Source organism: Streptomyces sp. NPDC096046 (genome assembly GCF_040303285.1).
Taxonomy (GTDB): domain Bacteria; phylum Actinomycetota; class Actinomycetes; order Streptomycetales; family Streptomycetaceae; genus Streptomyces.
The window spans coordinates 55,604-79,057 of sequence record NZ_JBEOSZ010000030.1; the positions used below are offsets into that span (position 1 = coordinate 55,604).

Below are 23,454 nucleotides of genomic sequence, written 5' to 3' on the forward strand. Positions count from 1 at the left end.
CCCGTTCCGGACAGCTCTCACCGTACCTTCACGTACCGTGCGTGCGGCCCCTTGTGCGAGTCTCGTCCGCGAATCCGGTCGCTCGACGGGCACGACGGGCACGACCGGCCGCAGGCCGGACCGGCACCCGTGGCCGCCGGACCGGCACCCGTGGCCGCCGGACCGGCACCCGTGGCCGCCGGAGCCGGCCCCGGGGCGTGGTCAGCCGGTGAGCGACCTGCCGTCCGTGTGGTCGTGTGCCAGGGCGCGGATCGCCCGGAGGTCCTCCGTGCGGCGCAGCGCCCGGGACACGGCGCCGATCTCGCGCAGCAGGTCGGTGGTGTCACGGGCCCCGGTCGTCTCGTCCTCCCGGGTCCGGTTCCCGGCGTCGGCCGCGTCGAGGATCGCCGCGGTGGCGCCGAGTGCCTTCGCCAGGTCGGGCGGGTGGCCGAGGGCGAGGGCGGCGTCGTGGAACCGTTCGCGCCGGTCCTCGTCGATGTGCCGGGCGAGCGGCAGCAGCACGTCGCGGATGAACGTCTCCCGGCGCACCAGTCGCAGCTCCGGCGTCGCCCGCAGCAGGAACGGGACCCCTTCGCCGTTGACCGTCTTCATCAACTGGTACAGCGGCCGCAGTTCGTGGTGGGCGAACCGGACGTGCCAGCGGCCGTGCAGGTACTGCCCGGCGTGCGGGAGGATGAAGCCGACCGCGATGAGCACGGCGGACAGGCAGGCGAGCGGCGGGGCGACGGCCGTGCTCAGCCAGTCCACGTTCCGCCCGGACCAACGGGCCACCACGGCACTGATCTTGGCGGCGTCGAAGAGGAACTGCGCGGCGTAGCCCACGCCGAGGAACTTCAGCCCCCAGCGCAGCAGCGAGTCGAGTCCGTCCGTGCGCACCCAGTTCCAGATCAGCCCGTTGGTGACCAGCGCGGCCACGGTGTGCGCGAGCAGGTAGAGCACGATCACTTCGCGCATGTACGGGGTGTTCGCGTAGTACGTGTCGAGATCCCGCAGTCGCTCCACCGGCACGTCCGCGAGGGCGAACAGCACCCACATCGCGACGATCACACCCGAATAGACCGCCACGACCCCGCGCATCGCGCGCCGGGTGCGGTCCGAGCGGTCGGACAGGCCGTTGCGCCAGGAGATGATCAGCAGCAGGCAGAAGGCGCAGAACGCGGTGAGCAGCGAGTAGACCCAGGGGCCGGAGAAGTTCGCCACGCCGGTGAGCCGGTTGACCCGGGCGATCGTCGACGGCGCCACGAAGACGAACACGGCGCAGGCGAGCAGCAGCAGCCCGCCGACCGCGCGCAGCATCGGGTCCTTCCACAGCCGGATGATGCTCGGCAGCTTGATGGCCAGGGCGGCGGCCAGCACCCCGGCGGGGACCCACCAGAAGTTCGGATAGAACTGGTTGACGAACTCGACCGGGGTCATCGCCACCGTCCTCACGGTGCCGCACCTCCTCGCGGCCCCCGGTAGCCCAGCGACCGCTGTACGGGTTCGAGGGGGACGTCCGGACCGCGCCCACCCGGCAGCAGCGCACGGCACCCCGCGGCCAGCCGCAGTCCGAAGGCGTCGGCATCGGCCTCGTCCCGTTCCCGGGAGCCGTTGCGGGCGGCCATCGCCAGCGCGCCGCCCTCCCAGCCCGACCGGTCGGCGAACGCGTGGGCCGCCGCCGCGCCCGCCCCCTGATGATGCCCGTGCCCCGCGTGCAGATGCCACAGTTCGTGGCCCAGGATGACCAACTGCTGCACCGCCTCCGCCCGTTCCTCGACGATGACCAGGTCGAAGTCCTGGAACTCCACCCACAGACCGGTCACTTCGATCTCGTCGGGGAAGCGCTCGAACCGCAGCTGGATGGGCCGACCGCCGCGCCGCGTGCTCATCTCCTCGCACAGCACCCGGCACAACGACCGTACGTCGGGGGGCTGCTGCGGTCTCTTGCGGACCGCGGTGGCGAGCTCGGCGGCCAGGCCGCGCATCGCGGAGCCACTGCGCGTGCGCCTGAGCGCGGCGGTGACTCGGGCGGCTCTCATCCGCGCGCCCGCGATGTCCATCGCTCCCCCTTCTCGCCGCCGGCCGGCCTGTCGGCGCGTCCGAGACTACGCGCCCGAAAGTGTGCGCGTCATGCGATCCGGTGTCCGATGTTCAACAAGGAACGACCGTTCCCGACTGGAATGTCCGGGACCGAAAGAGGGCCGGACCATTGACGCGCAAGCGCTTCGAATCTACGGTCCCGTTCGAAGTGACGAGCGCTATCCGAAATACCGAACGGTACTGTTCATCGATCGTAAGGGCAGGGCATGGGACGACCTGACCTGAACCGCAGACAACTTCTCGGCGGGCTCGGCGGACTCTGCGTCGCCGGCAGCTTCGGCTTCGCCGCGCTCGGTACCGGAGCCGACGCGCTCGCCTCCAGCGCCGACACACGCGTGCGCTACTGGAACCTCTTCAGCGGCGGCGACGGCGCCAACATGATCGCGATGCTGGACGCCTTTCGTAAGGCAAACCCGGACATCGCAGTGAAGGACTCCACGCTCCAGTGGGGCAGCCCCTTCTACACCAAACTCGCCATGGCGGCCGCCGGCAACCGCGCCCCCGACCTCGGCGTCATGCACCTCGGGCGCGTCACCGGCTTCTCACCCGGCCGCCTCCTCGACCCCTGGGACGTCGGCCTGCTCGCCGAGTACGGCGTGCGCGAGCAGGACTACAACCCCACCCTGTGGAAGCGCGGCGTCATCGACGGCAAGCTCTACGCCCTCCCGCTCGACATCCACGTCCAGCTCTGCTTCTACCGCAAGGACGTGCTGAAGAAGGCGGGGCTGCTCGGCGATGACGGCCGGATCGTGCCGGTCACCTCCACCGACGAGTGGTTCGACGTGCTGAAGGAGGCAAAGCGGGCCACGAAGAAGGGGCTCCAGACCATCGGCATGTGGAACAGCGACCAGAACTTCCAGTGGTGGTTCTTCGTCGCCTTCTACACCCAGCTCGGCGGCACCTGGTTCAACGCCGCGAACACCGAGGTCACCTTTGACACCGACAAGGCCGTCCAGGTCCTGGAGTTCCTGCGCCGACACGTCACCGACGGGTACTCCGCGCCGAGCTTCGGAGGCCTCGCCAGCGCCGAACAGTTCATCAACGGCTCCCCCTTCGTCTGGGAGGGCAACTGGTCGGTCCCGGTCTACTCCGGAGCGAAGCTCGACTACGGAGCGACCCCGCTGCCGCCCGTCTTCGGCCGGCAGGCCACCCACGCCGAGTCACACTCCTTCGTCCTGCCGCACCAGTCCGACCGCGGCGGCGCCACCAACGAGGCCGCCCACCAGCTCGCCGCCTACGTCGTCCAGCACGCCCAGCAGTGGGCGGCCGGCGGTCACATCCCCGCGTACACACCCACCGTGTCCACGGCGGCGTACAAGAAGCTGGACCCGCAGAGCGAGTACGTCTCCGCCATGGACCACCAGGCCACCGAGCCGAAGGTGTGGTTCGCGGGTTCCACCGGCATCCTCGCCCAGCGCGTCGGCCCGATCGTCGTCTCCTCGACGATGGGCTCCGCCAAGCCGACGTCCGCGGCGAACCGTATGAAGAAGGCGCTCACCCAACTCCTCGCGACCAAGAACCCCATGGACGGAAAGACGGCCGCAGAAGGAGGTGCCGCCTGATGGCGACCAGTGCCCACACCATCGCCGCACCCGCACGCGCGAAGACCGCCGCCGACGACGCCACCCTCCGCCGCAAGCAGGGCTTCCAGCACGGCGGCTGGTTCGTCGCCCCGTTCCTGGCGCTCTTCGCCCTGTTCGTGATCTGGCCGCTCCTGCGAGGCGTCTACCTCAGCTTCACCGACGCCAACATCACCGGCGAGGGCGCGAGTTTCGTCGGTCTCGACAACTACCGTGAGGCTCTCGAGGACCCCCTGGTGTGGGAGTCCCTCGGCAACAGCGCGTACTTCACGCTCCTGGTCGTTCCCTGCATCACCGTGCTCGCCTTCCTCTTGGCGATGCTCGCCCACCACATCGAACGCGGCAAATGGCTGTGGCGGCTCTGCTTCTTCGCCCCGTTCCTGCTGCCGTCCACCGTCGCGGCCAACCTGTGGCAGTGGCTGTTCAACCCCGGCACCGGAATGATCAACTACGTCTTCGGCATCGAGACGCCCTGGCTGACCGACAAGTCCTACGCGATGCTCGCCATCGTCATCACGACCCTGTGGTGGACCGTCGGCTTCAGCTTCCTGCTCTACCTCGCCGCCCTCCAGGGCATCCCGGAGCACCTCTACGAGGCCGCCAGACTGGACGGTGCGGGCGCCTGGCACCGCATGGTCCACATCACCCTGCCGTTGCTGCGCAACATCACAGGCCTGGTCGTCGCCCTCCAGATCCTCGCCTCGCTCCAGGTGTTCGACCAGGCCGTGGTGATGATGGACTTCCTCCCCGGACCCGAGGGATCGACCCGCACCTTCGTGCAGTACACCCTCGAAGAGGGCTTCACGAGCTACCGCGTGGGCTACGCCTCCGCCATCTCCGTCATCTTCTTCGTGATCATCGCGGCCGTCGCCCTCGCCCGGATGTGGCTGCTGCGCAACCGTGAGGAGAGCGCCCGATGACCACCAAGGCGTGGACGCCCAGCCAGATCCTGCTCACCCTCCTCGGTACGGCCGTCTCGGTCGTCTTCCTCGCCCCCTTCGCCTGGGGCCTGTTCACCTCACTCAAGTCCGAGACCGAGGCGGTGGAGGTCCCGCCGCACTGGCTCCCCGAGGACTGGACCGGCCAGGCCTGGAAAGCCCTGTTCGAGACCGGCAACATCACCAACTGGTTCGTGAACTCCCTGGTCGTCTCCGTCTGTGTGACGTCCGTCGTGCTGCTGGTGAGCGCCCTCGCCGGCTACGGCTTCGCCCGCACCGAGTTCCGCGGCAAGAACGTCCTGATGGGCGTGGTCATGGCGGGCCTGATGGTCTCCCCGGCGGTCCTCGGCGTCCCTCTCTTCACCACCGTCCAGCAGATGGGGATGGTCGACACCTACTGGGGCATGATCCTGCCGCAGTGCGCGCCGGCCGCGATGGTCTACATCCTCTACAAGTTCTTCCAGGGCATCCCGCGGGAGCTGGAGGAGGCCGCCTTCATCGACGGCGCCGGCCGCTGGCGGGTCTTCTTCACCATCGTCCTGCCGCTCTCGCGCCCCTCCCTCGCCGCGGTCGGCATCTTCACCTTCATCGCCTCGTGGAACAACTTCCTCTGGCCGTACATGGTGACCAACAACCCCGACCTGATGACCATGCCGAACGGCATCGCGACCGTCATGAACTCCTACGGCATCCAATGGGCCCAGCTGATGGCCGGCGGGCTCATGGCGGGCCTGCCGCTGATCATCGTGTTCGTCTTCTTCCAGCGCCAGATCGTGTCCGGCGTGGCGCATACAGGCCTGGCAGGGCAGTAACGCCCATCTCCCAGGGGCGCGGGGAACCGCGCGACAAGCCACGAACCACCCGCAGCCGCCACCGAACAGAACCACCCACCCCGAAAGGCGACCATGCACAAGGCCCGCTTCACCCTCGACCCCGCCTTCACCGTCGGCGAAGTGAACCCCCGCGTCTTCGGCAGTTTCGTGGAACACCTCGGCCGCTGCGTCTACACCGGCGTCTTCGAACCGGGCCACCCCACCGCCGACGACAAGGGACTGCGCCAGGACGTCCTGGACCTGGTCCGGGAACTCGGCGTCACCGCCGTGCGCTACCCCGGCGGCAACTTCGTCTCCGGTTACAAGTGGGAGGACTCCGTCGGCCCCGCCGAGGACCGCCCCCGCCGCCTCGACCTCGCCTGGCACTCGACGGAGTCCAACCGCTTCGGCCTCTCCGAGTACATCGACTTCCTGCGCAAGATCGGCCCCCAGGCCGAGCCGATGATGGCCGTCAACCTCGGCACGCGTGGGGTCGCCGAGGCCCTCGAACTCCAGGAGTACGCCAACCACACCTCGGGCACCGCCCTGTCCGACCTGCGCGTCTCCCACGGCGACAAGGCCCCCTTCGGCATCCGGCTGTGGTGCCTCGGCAACGAGATGGACGGCCCCTGGCAGACCGGCCACAAGACGGCCGAGGAGTACGGCCGCCTCGCCGCGGAGACGGCCCGGGCCATGCGCCAGCTGGACCCCGGCGTCGAGCTCGTCGCCTGCGGTTCCTCCAGCCAGTCCATGCCGACCTTCGCCGAGTGGGAGGCGACGGTCCTGAAGGAGACGTACGACCTCGTCGACTACATCTCGCTGCACGCCTACTACTGGCCCGAGAACGGCGACCTCGACTCCTTCCTCGCCTCCGCCGTCGACATGGAGTCCTTCATCGACAACGTCGTCGCGACCGCCGACCACGTGGGCGCCCGGCTCAAGTCGAAGAAGCGGATCAACCTCTCCTTCGACGAGTGGAACGTCTGGTACCTGCCCGAGTGGGAGGCCCGCGCCAAGACCTTCGAGCAGGACGACTGGCCCGAGGCCCCGCGCCTGCTGGAGGACAACTACAGCGTGATGGACGCGGTCGTCTTCGGCTCGCTGCTCATCGCCCTGCTCCGGCACGCCGACCGCGTCACGGTCGCCTGCCTCGCCCAACTCGTCAACGTCATCGCGCCGATCATGACCGAGCCCGGCGGCCCGGCCTGGCGGCAGACGACGTTCTTCCCGTTCGCGCAGGCCTCGCGGTACGGCCGCGGCCAGGTCCTGGACGTCCGCGTGGACTCTCCGCAGCACGAGACGAAGAAGTACGGCGCGACCGACCTGCTGCACGCCACCGCCGTGCGGGCCGAGGACGGCACCGTCACCGTCTTCGCCGTCAACCGCAGCCGCACCGACGCCCTGCCGCTCGAAGTCGCCCTGAACCTCGATCTGGCGCGGGTCGTCGAGCACAGCGCCCTCGCGGACGCCGACCCCGACGCCCGCAACACCCTCGACGACCCGGAGCGGGTCGCCCCCCACCAGGTCGACGGCACGACCCTCCAGGACGGCACCCTGAACGCCGTACTGGAGCCGCTGTCCTGGAACGTGATCCGGCTGGCGTGACGGCCCCGGCCGATTCCGTCACACCGGCCGATTCCGTCACACGGGTCGTACGGGCACCCCTCCGGCCGCGGCACCCAGCAGCGTCAGCCGCACGTCCCCCGGCCCGGAGGGTGTGGTCCCGTCGGACAGCACCGCCAACGCCAGTGTGTTGGCACCACGTGTACGCAGGATCCCGTTCGGCAGCACGAAGGTGTGCTGCGGGCCCACGTCGTTGATGTACTGGCCCATGTTCCAGCCGTTGAGGAAGATCTGGACGCGATAGGCCCGGCCCGGGTCGTCGTCGAGGACGAGGCCGACCGAGGCGTCGACGCCCGGGTCGACGTCCAGCCGGAAGTCCGTCCGGTACCAGGTGACCCCCTGCCGCCGCTCGGCCCGGGGCAGTTCGGCGTCCGCCCAGTCCTTGTCGTCGTACTCCGGCAGGTGCCAGCCCTCGCGCTCCCCGTGCAGCCCGCCCGTGTTCAGCGGCCCGCGCACGGGGTCGGGCGTGGCGGTGCCCTGGATCCGCCAGGTGACCTCGGGGGAGGCGCCCTCGAAGGTGACGGCGGTCAGTCCGCGCGCGGCCTTGTGCGTGTCGAGCGCCTTGCCGTCCATGTCGTGCTGCATCCGCCGCACGAGCACGGACAGCACGTGCCGCTGCCCCTTCTTCTCCGCACGCAACCTCTTGCGCAGGTCGTTCGGCAGGCCGAAGCCGGCCTTCGCGGTCCACGTCCCCTGCCGCGCCCGGGCCTTGTCCGGCACCGGCATCCGGTGCGTGCCCAGCGGCTCGCCGTCCAGCCAGGCCATCAGCAGCCCCTGGGTGCCGGTGCTGTAGGCGAGGGACACGGACTCGATGCCGCTGTCGCCGGTCCACTCACCCCGGTACCAGACGTCGCCGTAGTGGAAGCCGTAGTCGTCGGCGAACAGGACGGGCTGCCCGTCGGGCACGGGTGTGGTGCTGAAGGTCGTCGTCCTGTCGGCCGTCGTCCACCCCGAGTCGTCGAAGTCCGGCTCGGCCTCCGGGTTCCCGGCCCGGCGCCGCCAGCCGTCCAGGGCGGGCAGGGCCGGCCGGGCCACGCCGGGCAGCGGCCGCAGCGCCAGCAGACTGCCGGAGGCGCTGATCCGGGTGGGGACCGGGCGTCCGTTCCAGGTGACGTGGGTGATCCCGCGCGGTCCCCACACCTCCAGGCCGGTCCGCCCGGTGGTGTCGCCGGTGAGGTGGGCGGTGGAGCCGCGCAGCTCGGCCGAGCGCAGCAGTGCCGGGCCGTAGACCAGGAGCGGACCGGACGGTGTCTCGTAGGGCCACAGCCGCAGGGCGGTGGCGTCGTCGGCGAACAGCACCAGCATCGGCGTGTCCACCCCGTCGCCCTCGACCCGCACCCGGCTCAGCCCACCGGCGCCCAGCGGAGCCGTGATGTTCAGTTTGCCCAGGTTGTACGCCCAGGCGGGCTCCGCGTCCAGCCGCATGGGCGTCGGCTCGTCCGCGCACTCCAGGACGACCTGGGCCATCTCGCCCCGGCGTCCGGCGAACACGGCGATGTCCTGCCGCCCGGCGGTCAGGCTCAGCATGGGCTGCACGGTGGCGTGCACCAGTGTCCGCTTCCCGAACCTCAGACCGGCGGCGATCAGCTTGGCGTCCCGGGCCGGGACGGTGACGGGCACGTCGATCCCGGCGTCCGGCAGCGTCGCGGAGAGCGCCTCGCCGGTGTCGTTGCGCAGGACGTAGAAGTGGGCGCCGGTGTCGGGGTTGGTCAGGTGGTAGACCTTGAGCCGCTTGTCGGTGGCCCGCACCGTCTTCGCCCGCTTCAGCTTGGCGAGGTCGGGCACGAACCGCAGCAACTGCCCGGTCTGGTGCATCGGGGCGAGCTTCGGGGTGGCGTTGCGGGCCTCGTCGAAGGCGGCGCCGTAGTCGTACGAGGTGTAGACGGCCGGCGCGGGCAGCCAGCCCCAGGAGGTGCCGCCGTACGTCATGTAGACGTTGTGCAGCGTGATGCCGTTGGCGAGGTTGGTGAGGTGGAAGCGCCGCTCGTACGCCGCGTCCCGGGTGCGGCGCGCCTCGGCGTACCCCTTGCCGTCGAACCAGGAGCCGCCCCACGGGTCGAACCAGCCCCCGCCGAACTCGGGCAGGAACCCGGGCGTGTTCGGACTGGCCGTCGCCCCGCCCTTCGCGCCGCCGGCCCCGAAGAGCCCCCAGTCCGGCGGCACCCGGTCCGGCTCCGGATACCCGTCGAACCCGTACAGCCAGCGCCCCTTCTCGCCGCCGGTGGCGAACGACCCCGGGGTCCAGTGGCCGTTGCGGCCCTTGTCGTTGTGGAACAGCGGCACGTCGATGCCGTCGGCGCGGACCTTCTCGTAGAGGTACGACATGTAGGCGCGCCCGGACGGCTCGTCGACGTGGGCGTCGTACTCGTTCTCGATCTGGTAGAGCAGGACGGTGCCCGTGCCCCGCGTGAACAGGCGTTTCGCGACGACGGCGTTGACGGCGGTCAGCCACTCGTCGACGTAGCGCAGATACGTCGGGTCGGCGGTCCGGGCCCGGCCCTCGGTCGCGGTCAGCCAGCCCGGGAAGCCGCCCGCGTCGACCTCCGCGCTGATGTACGGCCCCGGCCGCACGATGACGTACATCCCCGTCTCGGCGGCCGTCCGCAGGAACAGGTCGAGGTCGCGCACGCCGCTGAAGTCGTACCGGCCGGGCGCGGAGGAGTGGTAGTTCCAGGCGACGTACACGCTGACGGCGTTGAAGCCGTGCGCGCGCATCTTCTCCAGCACGTCCCGCCACAGCGACGGGCTCGGCAGCCGGAAGGGGTGCATCTCGCCGGACCAGAGCACCAGGCGGCGGCCGTCGACCAGCAGCGAGTAGTGGTCGAAGCCCACGTCGTGCCGCCTGCCGTCCGCGCTCGGCACCGGTGGCGGCGGGCCGGTGGGGGCGGTGCGTGCCGGGTGGGCGGAGGTCGGCGACCCGCTGCCGGTCAGCGCGAAGCCGAGCGTCGCCGTGCCGGCCAGAGCGTGGAAGGTACGCCTGCTGAGCTCCAAGGGAGCGCCTCCTGTTGTGCCTGCGATGCGTGGTGCGTGGTGCGGGATGTGTCACGCGGTAGGTGTGCTCAATGTCTACAGGGTGACGAGGGCAACGGTTCGTTGAGGACCTCGGCACGTGCGGACTCCACGGTACGAGCGGTCGTGGAGCCGGCCGTCCGGCAGGGGGAGGGACCGGTCAGGCGGAGGCCGTCGCCACTGCGCGGGATCCTCGAGAGTGGGACGATCGCCGACCTCGCGACCGGGACGCTGCCCGAGCCGGTGGAGCGGCCGGCGGCGGCCGAACCGGCGGCCTGGGAGAACCCCCGAGGGGAGGCGGCCGGGTGCCGCGCGGTGCGTGGTCCTCATTCCGTCCTCGGTCCTCGCTCTGACGCACTGGTGCAACGCACCCTATGCGCCTGCCGGTGCCCGGGTGAATTCCCGCCAGTGTGAATGGCCGGACAGCGACCTGGCCCACCCCTGCCGTCCTGCGTACGATGCGACCGCCCCCGCTCTTCACATCTCCTTCATGGAACGGTCACAGGCCGGGGGTGCGCACGCTTGTCATCTTGACATGTGCATGTTCAATCACCTTCGTGATCCACCCCCCACGAACGGAATGGGAGAACCATGGCCGGTGGCCTGCTCCTGAGCGGCGCGATCGCCGCGCTGCTCACCAGCGCACTTCCCGCACAATCCCCGTCCTCCGGGTTCGACGACCCGCCCCCGGACAAGATCATCATCCAGGTCGCCACGGTGAACGGCTCCGGCTGCCCGCAGGGCACGGCGGCGGTCGCGGTCTCCGAGGACAACACGGCGTTCACGGTGACCTACAGCGACTACCTGGCCCAGGCGGGCGGGAACTCCGACCCGACCGCGTTCCGCAGGAACTGCCAGCTCAACCTGAAGGTCCACGTCCCCGGCGGCTTCACCTACGCCATCGCGAGCGCGGACTACCGGGGGTTCGCCTCCCTCCAGCGCGGCGCGAGCGCCACCCAGCGGGCCTCGTACTACTTCCAGGGCTCGCCCAGCACGGTGTACAAGAGCCACCCCTTCAGCGGCCCCCTCAACGACAACTGGCAGGCCACCGACGAGACGGACTGGGCCCAACTGGTCTACGCGCCCTGCGGAGTCCAGCGCAACTTCAACATCAACACCGAACTCCGGGTCAACGCCGGCACCCAGTCGGCCGACAAGGTCAGCTTCATGACGATGGACTCCACGGACGGGGACATCAGCACGGTGTACCACCTGGCGTGGAAGCAGTGCCCCCCGAAGAAGTCGTGACGGGGTGAGGGGCGGCCCGCCGACCGGCGGGCCGCCCCTCGCAGAGTGTTCCGGACACCCGGGCCCGGACAACGGCTGCGGGGCGAGAGCGGCTGGAGGACGTCCGGAAACGGCCTGACTCAGGTTCCGCTGGATCGGGACCCGGCCCTGGGCGTGAGTGCGGCAGCAGTGGCGGCGGCGAAGGCCTCGGGGTTGTCCGGCATGATGTTGTGGCCGCAGGCGGGGATCGGGACGACGGACACCCCTGCCCCGGTGAGAGCGTCGGCGCCCGGGAGTGGGCCGTCCGCCGCGGGGAGCAGGAAGGTGCGGGGGCTCTTCAGGTCCAGCAGGAGTGCACGCATGGTCGGGTCGGAGCCCCGGGTGAGGTGGAACGCGCTGCGGTGCAGGGCCTCGCGGCCCGCCAGGCGCATCGTGGACCACCAGTGGGCGCCGACCCGGTCACGGACCTCCTCCCAGCCGCCGCCCGTGACGAACTCCTCCTCGGAGTAGGCGGCGATGCCGCTGCTGCCCGGCGAGCCCGGGACGCGCGGGGTCGGGTCCAGGTTCGCGTCGATCAGGACCAGGCGGGAGACCAGGTGGGGGTGGCGGGCCGCCAGGACGATCGCGACCGAGCCGCCCATACTGTGGGCGATCAGCTCGGCGGCCGAGACACCCGCCCCCGTCAGTGCGTCGGCGACGGCGTCGGCGTGCGACTCCAGCCTGTAGTCGAAGTGCGTCGGGCGGTCGCTGACGCCGTGGCCCAGGAGGTCCAGAAGCGGGGAGCGGCGGCCGGACAGCCTCGGGTCGACCGCGACGGAAGCGAAGTAGGCCGGCGAGGTGGCGCCCAGTCCGTGCACGTAGACGCGCGGCGGCTGCTGCCCCGGCAGTTCGACCCAGCGGATTCGGTCGCCTTGGGGCGTTACGGCGGCGCTGCGCACGGTCTGCGTCTCCTGTGGTCGCGACGATGGGAGACACGAGATTGACGACCGGGGTTGGATGAGCCATGGAGTTTCTCTGCTACCACCGAGACCGGCCCGGCTCGCTGCCCTTGCGCGAGGAGCTGGGGGAGGCGCACTGGGCCTATATGGACCGGTACGAGGCCGAGTTGATCGCCCGGGGGCCGACCTTCGCCGATGACGGGGAGACGCCCACCGGCAGTGTGCACATCGTCGACCTGCCGGATGCCGCCGCCGCGCGGGCGTTCGCCTTCGACGAGCCCAACTACCAGGCCGGGGCGTACCGGGATGTGCTGGTGCGACGGTGGCGGAACCTGCTGGGCCGCTCCATGTGGGAGTTCCCCGGCGGCCGGACGGGCGGGAAGCGGTACCTCGTTCTCGGGCTCGGCTCGGGGGACGGCGCCGACCTCGATGTGCCGGGTGCCTGGCAGGACGAACTGATCGCGTACGGGCCGCTGCTGTCCGACGACGGTGCCGTGTGGGTGGGCACGGCGGCACTGGTGCGGGCTGCGGATGCGGAGGCGGCGCGTGCGGTGCTGACCTCGGAGCGGTATGCCGCGATCGAGGTGCATGACTGGGAGTTCGGCGGGCGACGGTGAGGCGCAGGGGGCACGTCCGCCGGTGTCCCTGCCGCCCATGGGCTGTGCGCGGCGACCGTCGGCCGGTACGTGCACATCGACCTCGACGTCCTCGACCCGTGGGTCTTCCCGGCCGTCGGCACACCGGAACCCGGAGGTCTCGGCATCGACGACCTGCTGGGAGCGGTACGGGCGCTGACGGGGGAGTTCACGCTCGCCGGCCTCGCGCTGACCGAGTGCGAGCGGGGGAGGACACCAGTCAGGTGGAGGCCGTACTGCGGCGGATTCTCGACGGGCTGTTCGGGACCGCCCGGGGCTGAGCAGTGAAGTGGGCGGCCCCGGCAGTCACCGGGCGGCGTGCTTGAGGAAGGCGGTCCAGGCGGTGGCGGAGATGTGGAGTTCGGGACCCTGCCCGTTCTTCGAGTCCCGGATATGGATCGTGTCCGGGTTGCTGGCGACCTCCAGACAGTCGCCGGAAGCGCTGCTGCTGTAACTGGACTTGTACCAGGCCAGTTCGCTGGTGTTCATAGGTCTCCTCGCATGCGCTGCAACAGGCTCACCGAGTCATCGAGGGAGAGAGCCTGTGCACGCATCCTGGCATACCTCCTCTGGAGCACGCTGACCACTTTCCGGTCGGTGACAAGCTGGCCGCTCTCTTGCCCTTCTAGGTAGGCGAACCACTGGTTCTCCGGTGTTTCCAGAAGGTGGAACGGGCCTTGGAGTCCCGAGTGGGATTCGCGTACCAGCGGCATCACCTGGATCTCGACGTTGCGTAGCTGGGAGCTCTTCAGCACGTGGTCGATGAGATCCCGCGTTACTGCCGTGCCGCCTGTGCATCGCAGGAACGAGTGTTCCTCGACGATGAAGCTGAAAGCGGTGTTCGGTCGCTCCCACAGCAGCTTCTGCCGCTCGGCTCGTGCCGCCCACCGTTCCTCGATCTGCCGGTCGGCGAGTGGCGGCAGGTTGTCTGCGGCGAGGGCCCGGATGTAAGCCTGCGTCTGCAATAGGCCGGGGACCATGCGGCACTCGTACGTGCACATGGTGATGGCCGTCTGCTCCAGCCCGGCCCACCGCCGAAACCAAGCCGCCAGCCCCGGCTGTCGCTCCAGACACCCCGCCGCCCTCTGCAACGCCCCCGTCCTCCCGAACACCTCCTCCGCGCGCTGCACGAATTCCGCTTCCGGCATCCTCCTCCCCAACTCCACGGACGCCACCGTGTGTTTGGAGAACCGCACCAGCTCCCCGAACTCCTCCCGGCTCAACCCCGCGTGCTCACGCAAGCCCTGGACCACCGCTCCGAACGTCCGCAGACTGTCGGAGGACTCCGGCTCGCCACCCGTGCCCGTCCCCACCACGCCATCGACCACCGTCGGCCACCTCCCGGAGCGATCGTCACGGTTGGTAACCGGTACTGTCCAGTCCGTCACCGCGTACGCTGCCGCAGCGTACGCGGCGGCAGCCTGGAGAATCGCCCCTCTCGGCCGCCAGATTGGACGCATGACGTCACAGTCCATCCCCCGGAACCCGGTCACCGTACGTGTGTTCAGGCAGCGCCTCAGCTCCACCCCGCGCGGTGCCCGCCTCGCCCGCAACCTCACTCTGAACCAGTTGCACTCCTGGGGCATCCCCTACGAGTCGGACGTCTCCTGCGCGGCCGGCGCGATCGTGGCCGAGTTGGCGGCCAACGCCGTGACGCACGGGCGCGTTCCGGGCCGGGACTTCGAGCTGCGGCTGGCGATCGTCACGGGCAGCGTCCGGGTGGAGGTGACCGACACCCGCAGTGGGCCGCCGTACCCGCCCGCTCCGGGTGCCGTACGCCCGCCCCGGCTCCTCGACGAGCACGGCCGGGGGTTCGTCCTGGTCGACGCGCTCGCCGACCGCTGGGAGGTGCTCGACCGCGAGCCGCCCGGCAAGACCGTGCGTGCGGAGATCCGGCTGCCGGAGTGGATTTCGAAGCTGCTCCCGCAGTGACATGCGACCGCAGGCTGTTGGCGAACATTGATGGTCCGCGCGGTTGTTGATGCGCGGACCATTGACGCGCAAGGGGTTCGATTCTACGGTCCGTTCGAACTTGCGAGCACTGTTCGAACTGTCGACCAGGTGTACCCCTCACCGCAAGGAGGACCCCGCATGAGCCGCACCCCCGTGCGCAGGCGCACCGCCCTGCTCGCACTCCCCGCCGCAGCACTGCTCGCCCTGATTCCGAGCACGGCGTCCGCCTACCCCAACCCCGGCCGGGTCACCGGCGACGTCGTCACCCACGACCCGTCGATGATCCGGACCTCGTCCGGCCAGTACCTGCTCTACGCCACCGGCGGCGGCATCGCCAACAAGACCAGCGGCGACCGCACCGCCTTCAGGAACGGCGCCGACGCCTTCTCCAGCCGGCCGGGCTGGTGGCGGAACTACTCCTCCGTGCCGGAGGCCTGGGCGCCGGACATCTCGTACCACGGCGGCAAGTACCTGATGTACTACTCCGTCTCGAAGTTCGGCTCCAACACCTCGGCCATCGGTCTCGCCACCTCCAGCACCGGCCAGCCGGGCAGCTGGACCGACCAGGGCACGGTCTACACGTCGAACTCCTCCAGCGACTTCAACGCCATCGACCCGAACCTCTTCGTGAACGACGACGGCAAGTGGTGGCTGTCCTTCGGCAGCTGGTGGACCGGAATCAAGATGATCCAGATCAACCCGTCCACGGGGAAGCAGCTCTCCTCCAACACCACCCGCCACTCGCTCGCCTCCCGCCCCACCGGGACCAAGGCCGTGGAAGCGCCCTTCATCGTCAAGCGGGGCGGCTACTACTACCTCTTCGCCTCGTACGACACCTGCTGCGCCGGCACCAGCTCGACGTACAAGGTGAAGGTCGGTCGCGCCTCCAGTGTCACCGGGCCGTACCGCGACAAGAACGGCGTCGACCTGATGAACAACGGCGGCACGCCCGTCCTGGAGTCGCACGGCAGCGTCATCGGCCCCGGCGGCCAGTCGATCCTGAAGGACGCCGACGGCGATCTGATCGTCTACCACTACTACGACGGCAACGCCAACGGCACGCCCAAGCTCGGCATCAACCTCTTGAACTGGAGCAGCGGATGGCCCGTCGCCTACTGACCCTGCTGGCGGCCCTGCTGCTCGCGCTGAGCCTCGGCCAGCCCTCCGCGAGCGCCGCCTCCTTCGCCAACCCGGTCAAGTCCGTCAAGGGCGCCGATCCCTGGATCTCGTACCACGACGGCAACTACTACCTGGTGACGACCAGTTGGACCGACGTCATCACCATCCGCAAGTCCACCACCCTCGCCGGGCTCTCCACCGCGCCCAGCGTCCAGGTGTGGAAGGGCGACGCCGCCTCCCGCTGCTGCAACATCTGGGCGCCGGAGCTGCACTTCCTGAACGGCCGCTGGTATCTGTACTACGTCGCCGGGCAGAACGTGTCCGACTACAACCCGACGCAGCGCAGCCATGTGCTGGAGAGCGCCGGTTCCGACCCCATGGGGCCGTACACCTACAAGGGGCAGCTCAGCAACGTGTGGATGCTGGACCCGAGCGTGCTGAACGTGGGCGGCAAGCTGTACATGCTGGGCAGCGCCAACACGGGCGGAACGCAGAACCTCGTCATCGCCCCGATGTCCAACCCCTACACCGTCAGCGGCTCCTACTCGACGATCTCGACGCCGACGCACGCCTGGGAACGGCAGGGCGGCACGGTCAACGAGGGCGCGGAGGTGCTGCAACGCGGCGGCCGGACCTTCCTGATCTACTCCGCGAGCGGCTGCTGGACGCCCGACTACAAGCTCGGGCAACTGGAGCTGACCGGCTCCAACCCGCTCTCCGCCTCCTCGTGGACGAAGAAGTCCACCCCCGTCTTCCAGCGCAGTGACGCCAACGGGGTGTACGGGCCCGGCCACAACGGCTTCTTCACCTCACCCGACGGCCGCGAGAACTGGATCGTCTACCACGCCAACGACTCGGCCTCGGACGGCTGCGACAACGGCCGTACGACCCGGGCGCAGAAGTTCACCTGGAACTCCGACGGCACGCCGAACCTCGGAACGCCCGTCCGGCTGGGGGCGAGCATGACCGGCCCGTCGGGTGAGCCGGCGACCGCGTCGACGACCTACACCGTCACCAACCGCAACAGCGGCAAGTGCCTGGATGTGGCAGGCGGCTCGGGGGCGGACGGGGCCGATGTCCGGCAGTTCTCCTGCAACGGCAACGCCAACCAGCGCTGGCGCCTGGAGGACCTCGGCGACGACACCCACCGTCTGGTGAACCTCGCCACCGGCAAGGTGCTGGACACCGCCGACTGCTCGGCCGCCGACGGCGCCGACCTGCGCCAGTGGTCCTGGCTGAACAACACCTGCCAGCGGTACCAGTTCGTGGCCACGGACGGTGGCTTCGTCCGCATCGTCAACAAGGCCACGGGGAAGGTGGCGGACGTCGCCGACTGCTCGACGGCGGACAGCGCCGACGTACGCCAGTGGTCCTGGCTGAACAACGCCTGCCAGGAGTGGAAACTGACGGCGGTGTGAGTCCCTGGGGGGCGCGGGGAACTGCGCGAACATCCCCAACGGGCCCGCACTCGCCCGGTCGCGGAAACCACCTACGGCGCTGAGGTGTTACCCGGCCTGCCCCATCCCCGCCGCGTTGGGCCAGTTCTGCGCGGCGGGCCACCCCGTGGCAGGCGCCGGTGTCAGCCCGTTCGTGCCTCGCACCTGCGCCGCCGTCAGGCCGCCACGGGCCGGGACACCGGGCGGCGTGGGCCCGGTGAACGGGGCGGCCATCGGTGTCGGCGCGGGCACGGCGGCAGGGACCGGCGCCGGAGCAGGGACCGGCGCCGGGGCTTGGGCGGCGGGCGCCAGGAGCGGTGCCGGGGCGGCCATCGGCTGGGGAGCCGGCTGCGGTATCTGGGGCTGGGGCTGCGGCATCTGCGGCTGGGGCATCGGCGCCGCAGCCGGCATCGGCATCCCACCGGTCGTGCCCGCCGGTACGGCGGACGCGGCGGCGGGGAGCGGCATGCCGATGCCGGTGGTCGGAGCGGGGGCGGGGGTGGGGGCCGGGGCGAGCCCCGGCCCACCGCCCGCACCGGTACTCGCGGCCGCGGGCGCGGGCACCGGCGCGGGGGAGAACCCCGGGCCGCCCGCCCCGGCGCTCGCGGCAGCCGGAGCCGCGGCGAGCCCCGGCCCCCCGGCGGGGGCCGGAACTGCGGCCATCCCCATCGCCTGCGCCGCGAGCCCTCGCATGCCCGACCCGTTCGTCTCGCTCACCAGACGGTCCACGGCCGCCGTACCCGAGCTGTAGCCGGTCCCGTTGCCCGGCTCGGGTACGGCGGCTCCCCTCCTGGACGTCCCGTAGAGCACCTGTTCCAGGCCGGACACCAGGCGACGCACGTCCACCTGGGGGCGCACCACGAGACGCAGGAAGCGACTGGAGGAACCGATCTTGTTGCCGCACTCGCGGACCAGGATGCGGTGCTCGGTGAGCATCCGGTCCCGGACCACGGTGCCCTCGGCGCCCACGGGGAGACGCACGAAGAGGAAGTTGCCCTGCGACGGGTAGACCGTCAGCCCGGGCAGGGAGGAGAGCTGGCCGGACATGTCGAGCCGGTCGCGGCGCACCTGCTGCAGGCTCTGCGCGTACTCGGCGCCGTGCTCCTTCAGCATGAAGACGACGTGCTCGGCGAAGGAGTTGAGGTTCCACTTCGGGAGCATCGAGCGGACCCGGCCCGCCAGCGCCGGGTTGGCGACGAGGTAGCCGAAGCGGATGCCGTGCAGGCCGAAGTTCTTGCCGAGGCTGCGCAGCACGACCACGTTGGGCCGCAGCATCGCCTCCTGGACGACGGACGGCTCGGCCTCGGCGTCCGCGAACTCCAGGAACGACTCGTCGACGATGATCAGATCGAGGTCGGCCATGGCGTCCATGAACTGGACGATCGCGTGCTTGTGCAGGAAGCCGCCGTCGGGGTTGTTCGGGTTGCAGATCACCGCGACGCGGGTGCCGCGGGCCCGGATGAACTCGGCGTACTGCGCGAGGTCGAGGGCGAAGCCGCTGGACTCCTGGAGCGGGAACATGTCGACCCGCTTGCCGGTCTCCATCGGCTGGTCGGTCCAGCGGCCGAAGGTGGGGACGGGGACGGCGAGGGACTCGCGCACCAGCAGGTGGTCGATCCAGGTGATGAGCTCGGTCGAGCCGTTGCCCATGGCCACGCACTGCGGGGGCAGCTGGAGCAGGCTGCACAGCTCGGCGGTGATCGTGTCGGCGCTGCTCGGGTAGTACGTGATGATGTCGCGCAGCCGGCCCGCCATGTCCTCGAACATGGCCGGGGTGGGGAAGTACGGGTTGCAGGGGATACAGAAGTCCACGGGGCCGGTTCCCTCGCCGCCCTCGCGTGTCAGAGCCGCCATCGACGGGCTGTGTGCCGCGGTACTGCGGAACAGCGACGTGACGTTGTCGGCCATGGAACCTCCGTATGAGGCGGGTCCGTTGGGGACGGCCGGACCCGACGTTCAAGGGCGGCCCGCGCGGGGGAGCGCGGGCCGCCCATTCATACGGAGACCACGGTGACACCGTTCAACCGTCGGGAAAACGGTCGGAACGTGTGCCCTTCCTGTGAAGGCGCGTCAGTGACCTCGGTTTCGTGAGGCCTGCCGACGGCCTCAGCAGCCGAACGTGTGGATCGTGGTCGTCCGGTAGGTCTGCCCCGGTCGCAGCACCGTCGACGGGAACTTCGGCTTGTTCGGCGAGTCCGGGAAGTGCTGTGTCTCCAGGCACAGGGCGTCGCCCTGCCGGTAGGTGCGGCCGGACGGGCCGGTCAGCGTGCCGTCGAGGAAGTTGCCGGAGTAGAACTGCAGACCCGGCTCGTTCGTGGCGATCTTCATACTGCGCCCGGAGGCCGGGTCGCGCAGGGTCGCGACGTGCTCGGGCCGGGCGGTGATGCCCTTGTCGAGGACCCAGTTGTGGTCGAAGCCCTTGGCGGTCACCAGCTGCGGGTGCGAGACGCGGATGTCCCGGCCGATCGGCTTGGCCCGGGTGAAGTCGAACGGCGTGCCCGCGACCTTGGCCAGCTCGCCCGTGGGGATCAGGCCCGCGTCGGTGGGCGTGTAGCGGGAGGCGGCGATCTGGAGCTCGTGGTCCTCGATCGTGCCGCTGCCCTCACCGGCGAGGTTGAAGTAGACGTGGCTGGTGAGGTTGACGACGGTGGCCTTGTCCGTGGTCGCCTCGTAGTCGATGCGCCAGTCGCCGTGCCGGGTGAGCGTGTACGTCACCTTCGTCTTGAGCGTGCCCGGGTAGCCCATCTCGCCGTCGACGCTCGTGTAGTACAGGTGCAGACCGACGTCGGAGCCCTTGGTGAACGGCTCGACGTCCCACACGCGCTTGTCGAAACCCTGGGCGCCGCCGTGCAGGCTCTGCTCGCCGTCGTTCACGGACAGCTGGTAGTTCTTGCCGTCGAGGGTGAACTTGCCCTGGCCGATGCGGTTGCCGTACCGGCCGATGAGCGCGCCGAAGTACGGGGTCTTCGCGACGTAGTCCTCGAGGTTGTCGAAGCCCGCGGAGACGTTGGCGTACCGGCCGCGACGGTCGGGGATCTCCAGGGACTGGACCACACCGCCCCAGGACAGGACCTTCAGGCGGGTGCCGCCGTTCTCCAGCGACCAGCTGTGGACCTTGGTGCCGTCGGCCAGCTTGCCGAAGAGCCTCTTCACCGGCTTCCTGCCTCCCGTGGCGTGCGCCGTGCCGCCGAGCGTGGTGGCGGCTATGCCCGCCGCCGCCGCTCCCGCGATGACCGTGCGTCTGTTCAGTTCCATGTGCGGCTCCCGATAAGGAGAGGGCCCCGCCTGGCGGCGGGGCCCCGATCTGACTTACGAACCGACCTTGCGCTTGTTCCACACGTCGAACCCGACCGCCGCCAGCAGCACCAGGCCCTTGATGACCTGCTGCCAGTCGGTGCCGATGCCGACGAGGTTCATACCGTTGTTCAGCACGCCCAGGACCAGGCCGCCGATGATCGCGCCGAGCACGGTGCCGACACCGCCGCTCATCGACGCACCGCCGATGAACGCCGCCGCGATCGCCTCCAGCTCGAAGTTGAGGCCGGCCTTGGGCGAGGCCGCGTTGAAGCGGGCGGCGAAGACCAGACCCGCCAGGGCCGCGAGCATGCCCATGTTCAGGAAGACCAGGAAGGTGACCTTCTTGTCCTTCACACCCGACAGCTTGGCCGCCGGGAGGTTGCCGCCGATGGCGTAGATGTGGCGGCCGATGATCGCGTTGCGCATGACGTAGCCGAAGCCGACGAGCAGCACGCCCAGCACGAGCAGCACGATCGGGGTGCCCTTGTAACTGGCCAGCAGCATCGTCAGCGTGAGGATGGCGGCGCCGATCGCGACCAGCTTCAGCAGGAACAGCTTGGCGGGCGGGACCTCCAGGTCGAACTCCTGCTGCCGCTTGCGGTCACGGACCTCCTGGAAGATCACGAGGGCGATCAGCGCGAAGCCCAGCAGCAGGGTGAGGTTGTGGTAATTCGTCTCCGGGCCCACTTCGGGCAGGAAGCCGTTGGCCATCTTCTGCAGGCCCCGCGGGAACGGGCCGAGCGTCTGGCCCTCCAGGAAGATCTCCGTCAGTCCGCGCCAGATCAGCATGCCCGCCAGGGTCACGATGAACGATGGTATGCCGCCGTAGGCGATGAAGAATCCTTGGATGGCGCCCGCGAGCGCGCCCACCGCCAGACACAGGATCACCGCGACCGGCCAGGGCAGATCGTTCCTGACCATGAACACGGCGGCCATCGATCCGATGAACGCCGTCAGTGATCCGACCGACAGGTCGATGTGACCGGCGATGATCACCAGCATCATGCCCATCGCGAGGATGAGGATGTAGCTGTTCTGCAGCACCAGGTTGGAGACGTTGCGTGGCAGCAGCAGGTCGCCGTCGGTCCAGACGGCGAACAGGACCACGATCAGGCCCAGGGCGATCAGCATGCCGTACTGCCGCATGTTGCGGCGCATGCCGTCCATGACCAGCTGCAGCAGGCCGCCGCCCTCGGCCCCTCCGCTCTTGCCCGGCGGCGCGGGGGCCGGGCTCTTGGCGGTCACGTCCGTGCTCATCGGGTTACCTCTTTGTCCTTCGTCATCTGACGCATCAGCGATTCCTGGGAGGCCTCGGCCCGCGAGAACTCACCCGTCAGCCGCCCCGCGGCCATCGTGTAGATGCGGTCGCACATGCCGAGCAGCTCGGGCAGCTCGGAGGAGATGAAGACGACCGCCTTGCCCTGGGCGGCCAGCTGGTCGATGACCGTGTAGATCTCGTACTTGGCACCGACGTCGATGCCGCGCGTCGGCTCGTCCAGGATCAGCACCTCCGGACCCGAGAAGATCCACTTGCTGAGGACGACCTTCTGCTGGTTGCCGCCGGACAGCTTGCCCACCGGCTCGAACACCGTCGGCGCCTTGATGTTCATGGAGGTGCGGAAGCCCTCGGCGACCTGCCGCTCCTCGTGCTCGTCGACCACACCGCGCTTGGCGACCTTGCCCAGGGCGCTCAGCGAGATGTTCCGGTTGATGGTGTCGATGAGGTTGAGGCCGTAGTGCTTGCGGTCCTCGGTGACGTACGCGATGCCGTGCTTGACCGCCTCGGGGACGGACTTGGTACGGATCTCCTTGCCGTCCTTGAGGACGGTGCCGCCCGCGTACCGGCCGTAGGTCCGCCCGAAGACGCTCATCGCCAGTTCGGTGCGGCCGGCGCCCATCAGACCGGCGATCCCGACGATCTCCCCGCGCCGCACGTGGATCGACACGTCGTCGCACACCTTGCGCTGCTGGTCGATCGGGTGGTGCACGGTCCAGCCCCGGATCTCCAGGGCGGGTGCCGCGCCCTCCTCGGGCTCGTGCGGCGACCGCTCGGGGAAGCGGTTCTCCAGGTCGCGGCCGACCATGCCGCTGATGATCCGGTCCTCGGTGGTCTCCGCGGCCTTCACGTCGAGGGTCTCGATGGTCTGGCCGTCACGGAGGATCGTCACCGAGTCGGCGACCCTGCGGATCTCGTTGAGCTTGTGGGAGATGATGATCGAGGTGATGCCCTGCTTCTTCAACTCCAGGATCAGGTCCAGGAGTTTGCCGCTGTCCTCGTCGTTCAGGGCGGCGGTCGGCTCATCCAGGATGAGCAGCTTCACCTTCTTCGACAGCGCCTTCGCGATCTCCACGAGCTGCTGCTTGCCCACGCCGATGTCGGCGACGCGGGTGTCGGGGTGGTCGGCGAGACCCACCCGGCGCAGCAGCTCGGTGGCGTGCCGCAGCGTCTCGGTCCAGTTGATGATCCCCCGGGTGGCGTGCTCGTTGCCGAGGAAGATGTTCTCCGCGAGGGAGAGGTAGGGCACCAGCGCCAGTTCCTGGTGGATGATCACGATGCCGCGCTCTTCGCTGGCCCGGATGTCCTTGAACTGGCAGACGTCTCCCTCGAAGAGGATGTCGCCCTCGTACGTGCCGTGCGGGTGGACGCCGGAGAGGACCTTCATGAGGGTCGACTTGCCGGCGCCGTTCTCCCCGCAGATGGCGTGGACCTCGCCCTGCCGGACGGTCAGTGTGACGTCCGAGAGCGCCTTGACGCCGGGAAAGGTCTTGACGATCGAGCGCATTTCCAGGACGGGTCCCGCCATGGTC

Annotated in this window: 20 protein-coding genes; 10 read left to right on the forward strand and 10 right to left on the reverse strand. The window is 69.7% G+C overall.

The window, feature by feature from the left end:
* Positions 1-201: 201 nt before the first annotated feature.
* Positions 202-1,416 (reverse strand): MAB_1171c family putative transporter, encoded by a 1,215-nt coding sequence (locus ABTX62_RS24495; protein ID WP_352118202.1) that lies wholly within the window; start codon positions 1,414-1,416, stop codon positions 202-204.
* An 11-nt stretch (positions 1,417-1,427) separates the two neighbouring features.
* On the reverse strand, positions 1,428-2,039 hold the full coding sequence (locus tag ABTX62_RS24500) for a toxin-antitoxin system, toxin component family protein (protein ID WP_352118203.1): 612 nt from the start codon (positions 2,037-2,039) through the stop codon (positions 1,428-1,430).
* 246 nt (positions 2,040-2,285) lie between these two features.
* Between ABTX62_RS24500 and ABTX62_RS24505 the strand changes: the two genes are divergently transcribed.
* From ABTX62_RS24505 to arfA, 4 genes are all read left to right on the forward strand, one after another.
* A complete protein-coding gene (locus tag ABTX62_RS24505; RefSeq protein WP_352118204.1) occupies positions 2,286-3,641 on the forward strand; it encodes an extracellular solute-binding protein in 1,356 nt (451 codons plus the stop codon).
* Positions 3,641-4,579, forward strand: a complete 939-nt coding sequence (locus tag ABTX62_RS24510; RefSeq protein WP_352118205.1) for a carbohydrate ABC transporter permease — start codon at positions 3,641-3,643, stop codon at positions 4,577-4,579. Before ABTX62_RS24505 ends, ABTX62_RS24510 begins: the two co-directional genes overlap by 1 nt.
* Complete coding sequence (locus tag ABTX62_RS24515) at positions 4,576-5,409, forward strand: carbohydrate ABC transporter permease (RefSeq protein WP_352118206.1); 834 nt, start codon at positions 4,576-4,578, stop codon at positions 5,407-5,409. The genes ABTX62_RS24510 and ABTX62_RS24515 overlap by 4 nt, the downstream gene beginning before the upstream one ends.
* A 93-nt stretch (positions 5,410-5,502) precedes the next feature.
* Positions 5,503-7,014 (forward strand): arabinosylfuranosidase ArfA, encoded by a 1,512-nt coding sequence (arfA, locus tag ABTX62_RS24520; RefSeq protein WP_352118207.1) that lies wholly within the window; start codon positions 5,503-5,505, stop codon positions 7,012-7,014.
* A gap of 36 nt (positions 7,015-7,050) precedes the next feature.
* Here arfA and ABTX62_RS24525 read toward each other — a convergent pair whose 3' ends face one another.
* The gene (locus ABTX62_RS24525; RefSeq protein ID WP_352118208.1) at positions 7,051-10,023 is read right to left on the reverse strand and encodes a glycoside hydrolase family 35 protein; all 2,973 of its coding nucleotides are present in this window, start codon (positions 10,021-10,023) and stop codon (positions 7,051-7,053) included.
* A 609-nt stretch (positions 10,024-10,632) separates the two neighbouring features.
* On the opposite strand from ABTX62_RS24525, the gene ABTX62_RS24530 reads away from it, so the two are divergent.
* On the forward strand, positions 10,633-11,289 hold the full coding sequence (locus ABTX62_RS24530) for a DUF4360 domain-containing protein (protein ID WP_352118209.1): 657 nt from the start codon (positions 10,633-10,635) through the stop codon (positions 11,287-11,289).
* A gap of 119 nt (positions 11,290-11,408) precedes the next feature.
* Here ABTX62_RS24530 and ABTX62_RS24535 read toward each other — a convergent pair whose 3' ends face one another.
* Entirely contained in the window at positions 11,409-12,206 is a 798-nt protein-coding gene (locus ABTX62_RS24535; RefSeq protein ID WP_352118210.1) for an alpha/beta fold hydrolase, read from the reverse strand.
* 65 nt (positions 12,207-12,271) lie between these two features.
* On the opposite strand from ABTX62_RS24535, the gene ABTX62_RS24540 reads away from it, so the two are divergent.
* Both ABTX62_RS24540 and ABTX62_RS24545 read left to right on the forward strand, forming a co-directional pair.
* Entirely contained in the window at positions 12,272-12,823 is a 552-nt protein-coding gene (locus ABTX62_RS24540) for a YciI family protein (RefSeq protein ID WP_352118211.1), read from the forward strand.
* 69 nt (positions 12,824-12,892) lie between these two features.
* Complete coding sequence (locus ABTX62_RS24545; RefSeq protein ID WP_352118212.1) at positions 12,893-13,129, forward strand: arginase family protein; 237 nt, start codon at positions 12,893-12,895, stop codon at positions 13,127-13,129.
* A gap of 18 nt (positions 13,130-13,147) precedes the next feature.
* Here the strand turns inward: ABTX62_RS24545 and ABTX62_RS24550 are convergent, their stop codons facing one another.
* Positions 13,148-13,330, reverse strand: a complete 183-nt coding sequence (locus tag ABTX62_RS24550; protein WP_352118213.1) for a DUF397 domain-containing protein — start codon at positions 13,328-13,330, stop codon at positions 13,148-13,150.
* Positions 13,327-14,169, reverse strand: a complete 843-nt coding sequence (locus tag ABTX62_RS24555) for a helix-turn-helix domain-containing protein (protein ID WP_352118214.1) — start codon at positions 14,167-14,169, stop codon at positions 13,327-13,329. Before ABTX62_RS24555 ends, ABTX62_RS24550 begins: the two co-directional genes overlap by 4 nt.
* A gap of 130 nt (positions 14,170-14,299) precedes the next feature.
* On the opposite strand from ABTX62_RS24555, the gene ABTX62_RS24560 reads away from it, so the two are divergent.
* The 3 genes from ABTX62_RS24560 (at position 14,300) to ABTX62_RS24570 (ending at position 17,331) form a co-directional block, all read left to right on the forward strand.
* Entirely contained in the window at positions 14,300-14,773 is a 474-nt protein-coding gene (locus ABTX62_RS24560) for an ATP-binding protein (protein ID WP_352118215.1), read from the forward strand.
* Positions 14,774-14,932: 159 nt separating this feature from the next.
* Positions 14,933-15,913, forward strand: a complete 981-nt coding sequence (locus tag ABTX62_RS24565) for an arabinan endo-1,5-alpha-L-arabinosidase (RefSeq protein ID WP_352118216.1) — start codon at positions 14,933-14,935, stop codon at positions 15,911-15,913.
* Positions 15,895-17,331, forward strand: a complete 1,437-nt coding sequence (locus ABTX62_RS24570; protein ID WP_352118217.1) for a family 43 glycosylhydrolase — start codon at positions 15,895-15,897, stop codon at positions 17,329-17,331. Before ABTX62_RS24565 ends, ABTX62_RS24570 begins: the two co-directional genes overlap by 19 nt.
* Before the next feature lie 87 nt (positions 17,332-17,418).
* Here the strand turns inward: ABTX62_RS24570 and ABTX62_RS24575 are convergent, their stop codons facing one another.
* The 4 genes from ABTX62_RS24575 to mmsA form a co-directional block, all read right to left on the reverse strand.
* Entirely contained in the window at positions 17,419-19,257 is a 1,839-nt protein-coding gene (locus tag ABTX62_RS24575) for a pyridoxal phosphate-dependent aminotransferase (protein ID WP_352118218.1), read from the reverse strand.
* Positions 19,258-19,455: 198 nt separating this feature from the next.
* Complete coding sequence (locus ABTX62_RS24580) at positions 19,456-20,604, reverse strand: aldose epimerase family protein (protein WP_352118219.1); 1,149 nt, start codon at positions 20,602-20,604, stop codon at positions 19,456-19,458.
* Positions 20,605-20,658: 54 nt separating this feature from the next.
* A complete protein-coding gene (gene mmsB / locus ABTX62_RS24585) occupies positions 20,659-21,903 on the reverse strand; it encodes a multiple monosaccharide ABC transporter permease (RefSeq protein ID WP_283970006.1) in 1,245 nt (414 codons plus the stop codon).
* Positions 21,900-23,450 carry a multiple monosaccharide ABC transporter ATP-binding protein gene (mmsA, locus tag ABTX62_RS24590; protein WP_352118220.1) on the reverse strand — a complete coding sequence of 517 codons (1,551 nt, stop codon included), beginning with the start codon at positions 23,448-23,450 and terminating at the stop codon, positions 21,900-21,902. The genes mmsB and mmsA overlap by 4 nt, the downstream gene beginning before the upstream one ends.
* Between the last annotated feature and the right edge of the window lie 4 nt (positions 23,451-23,454).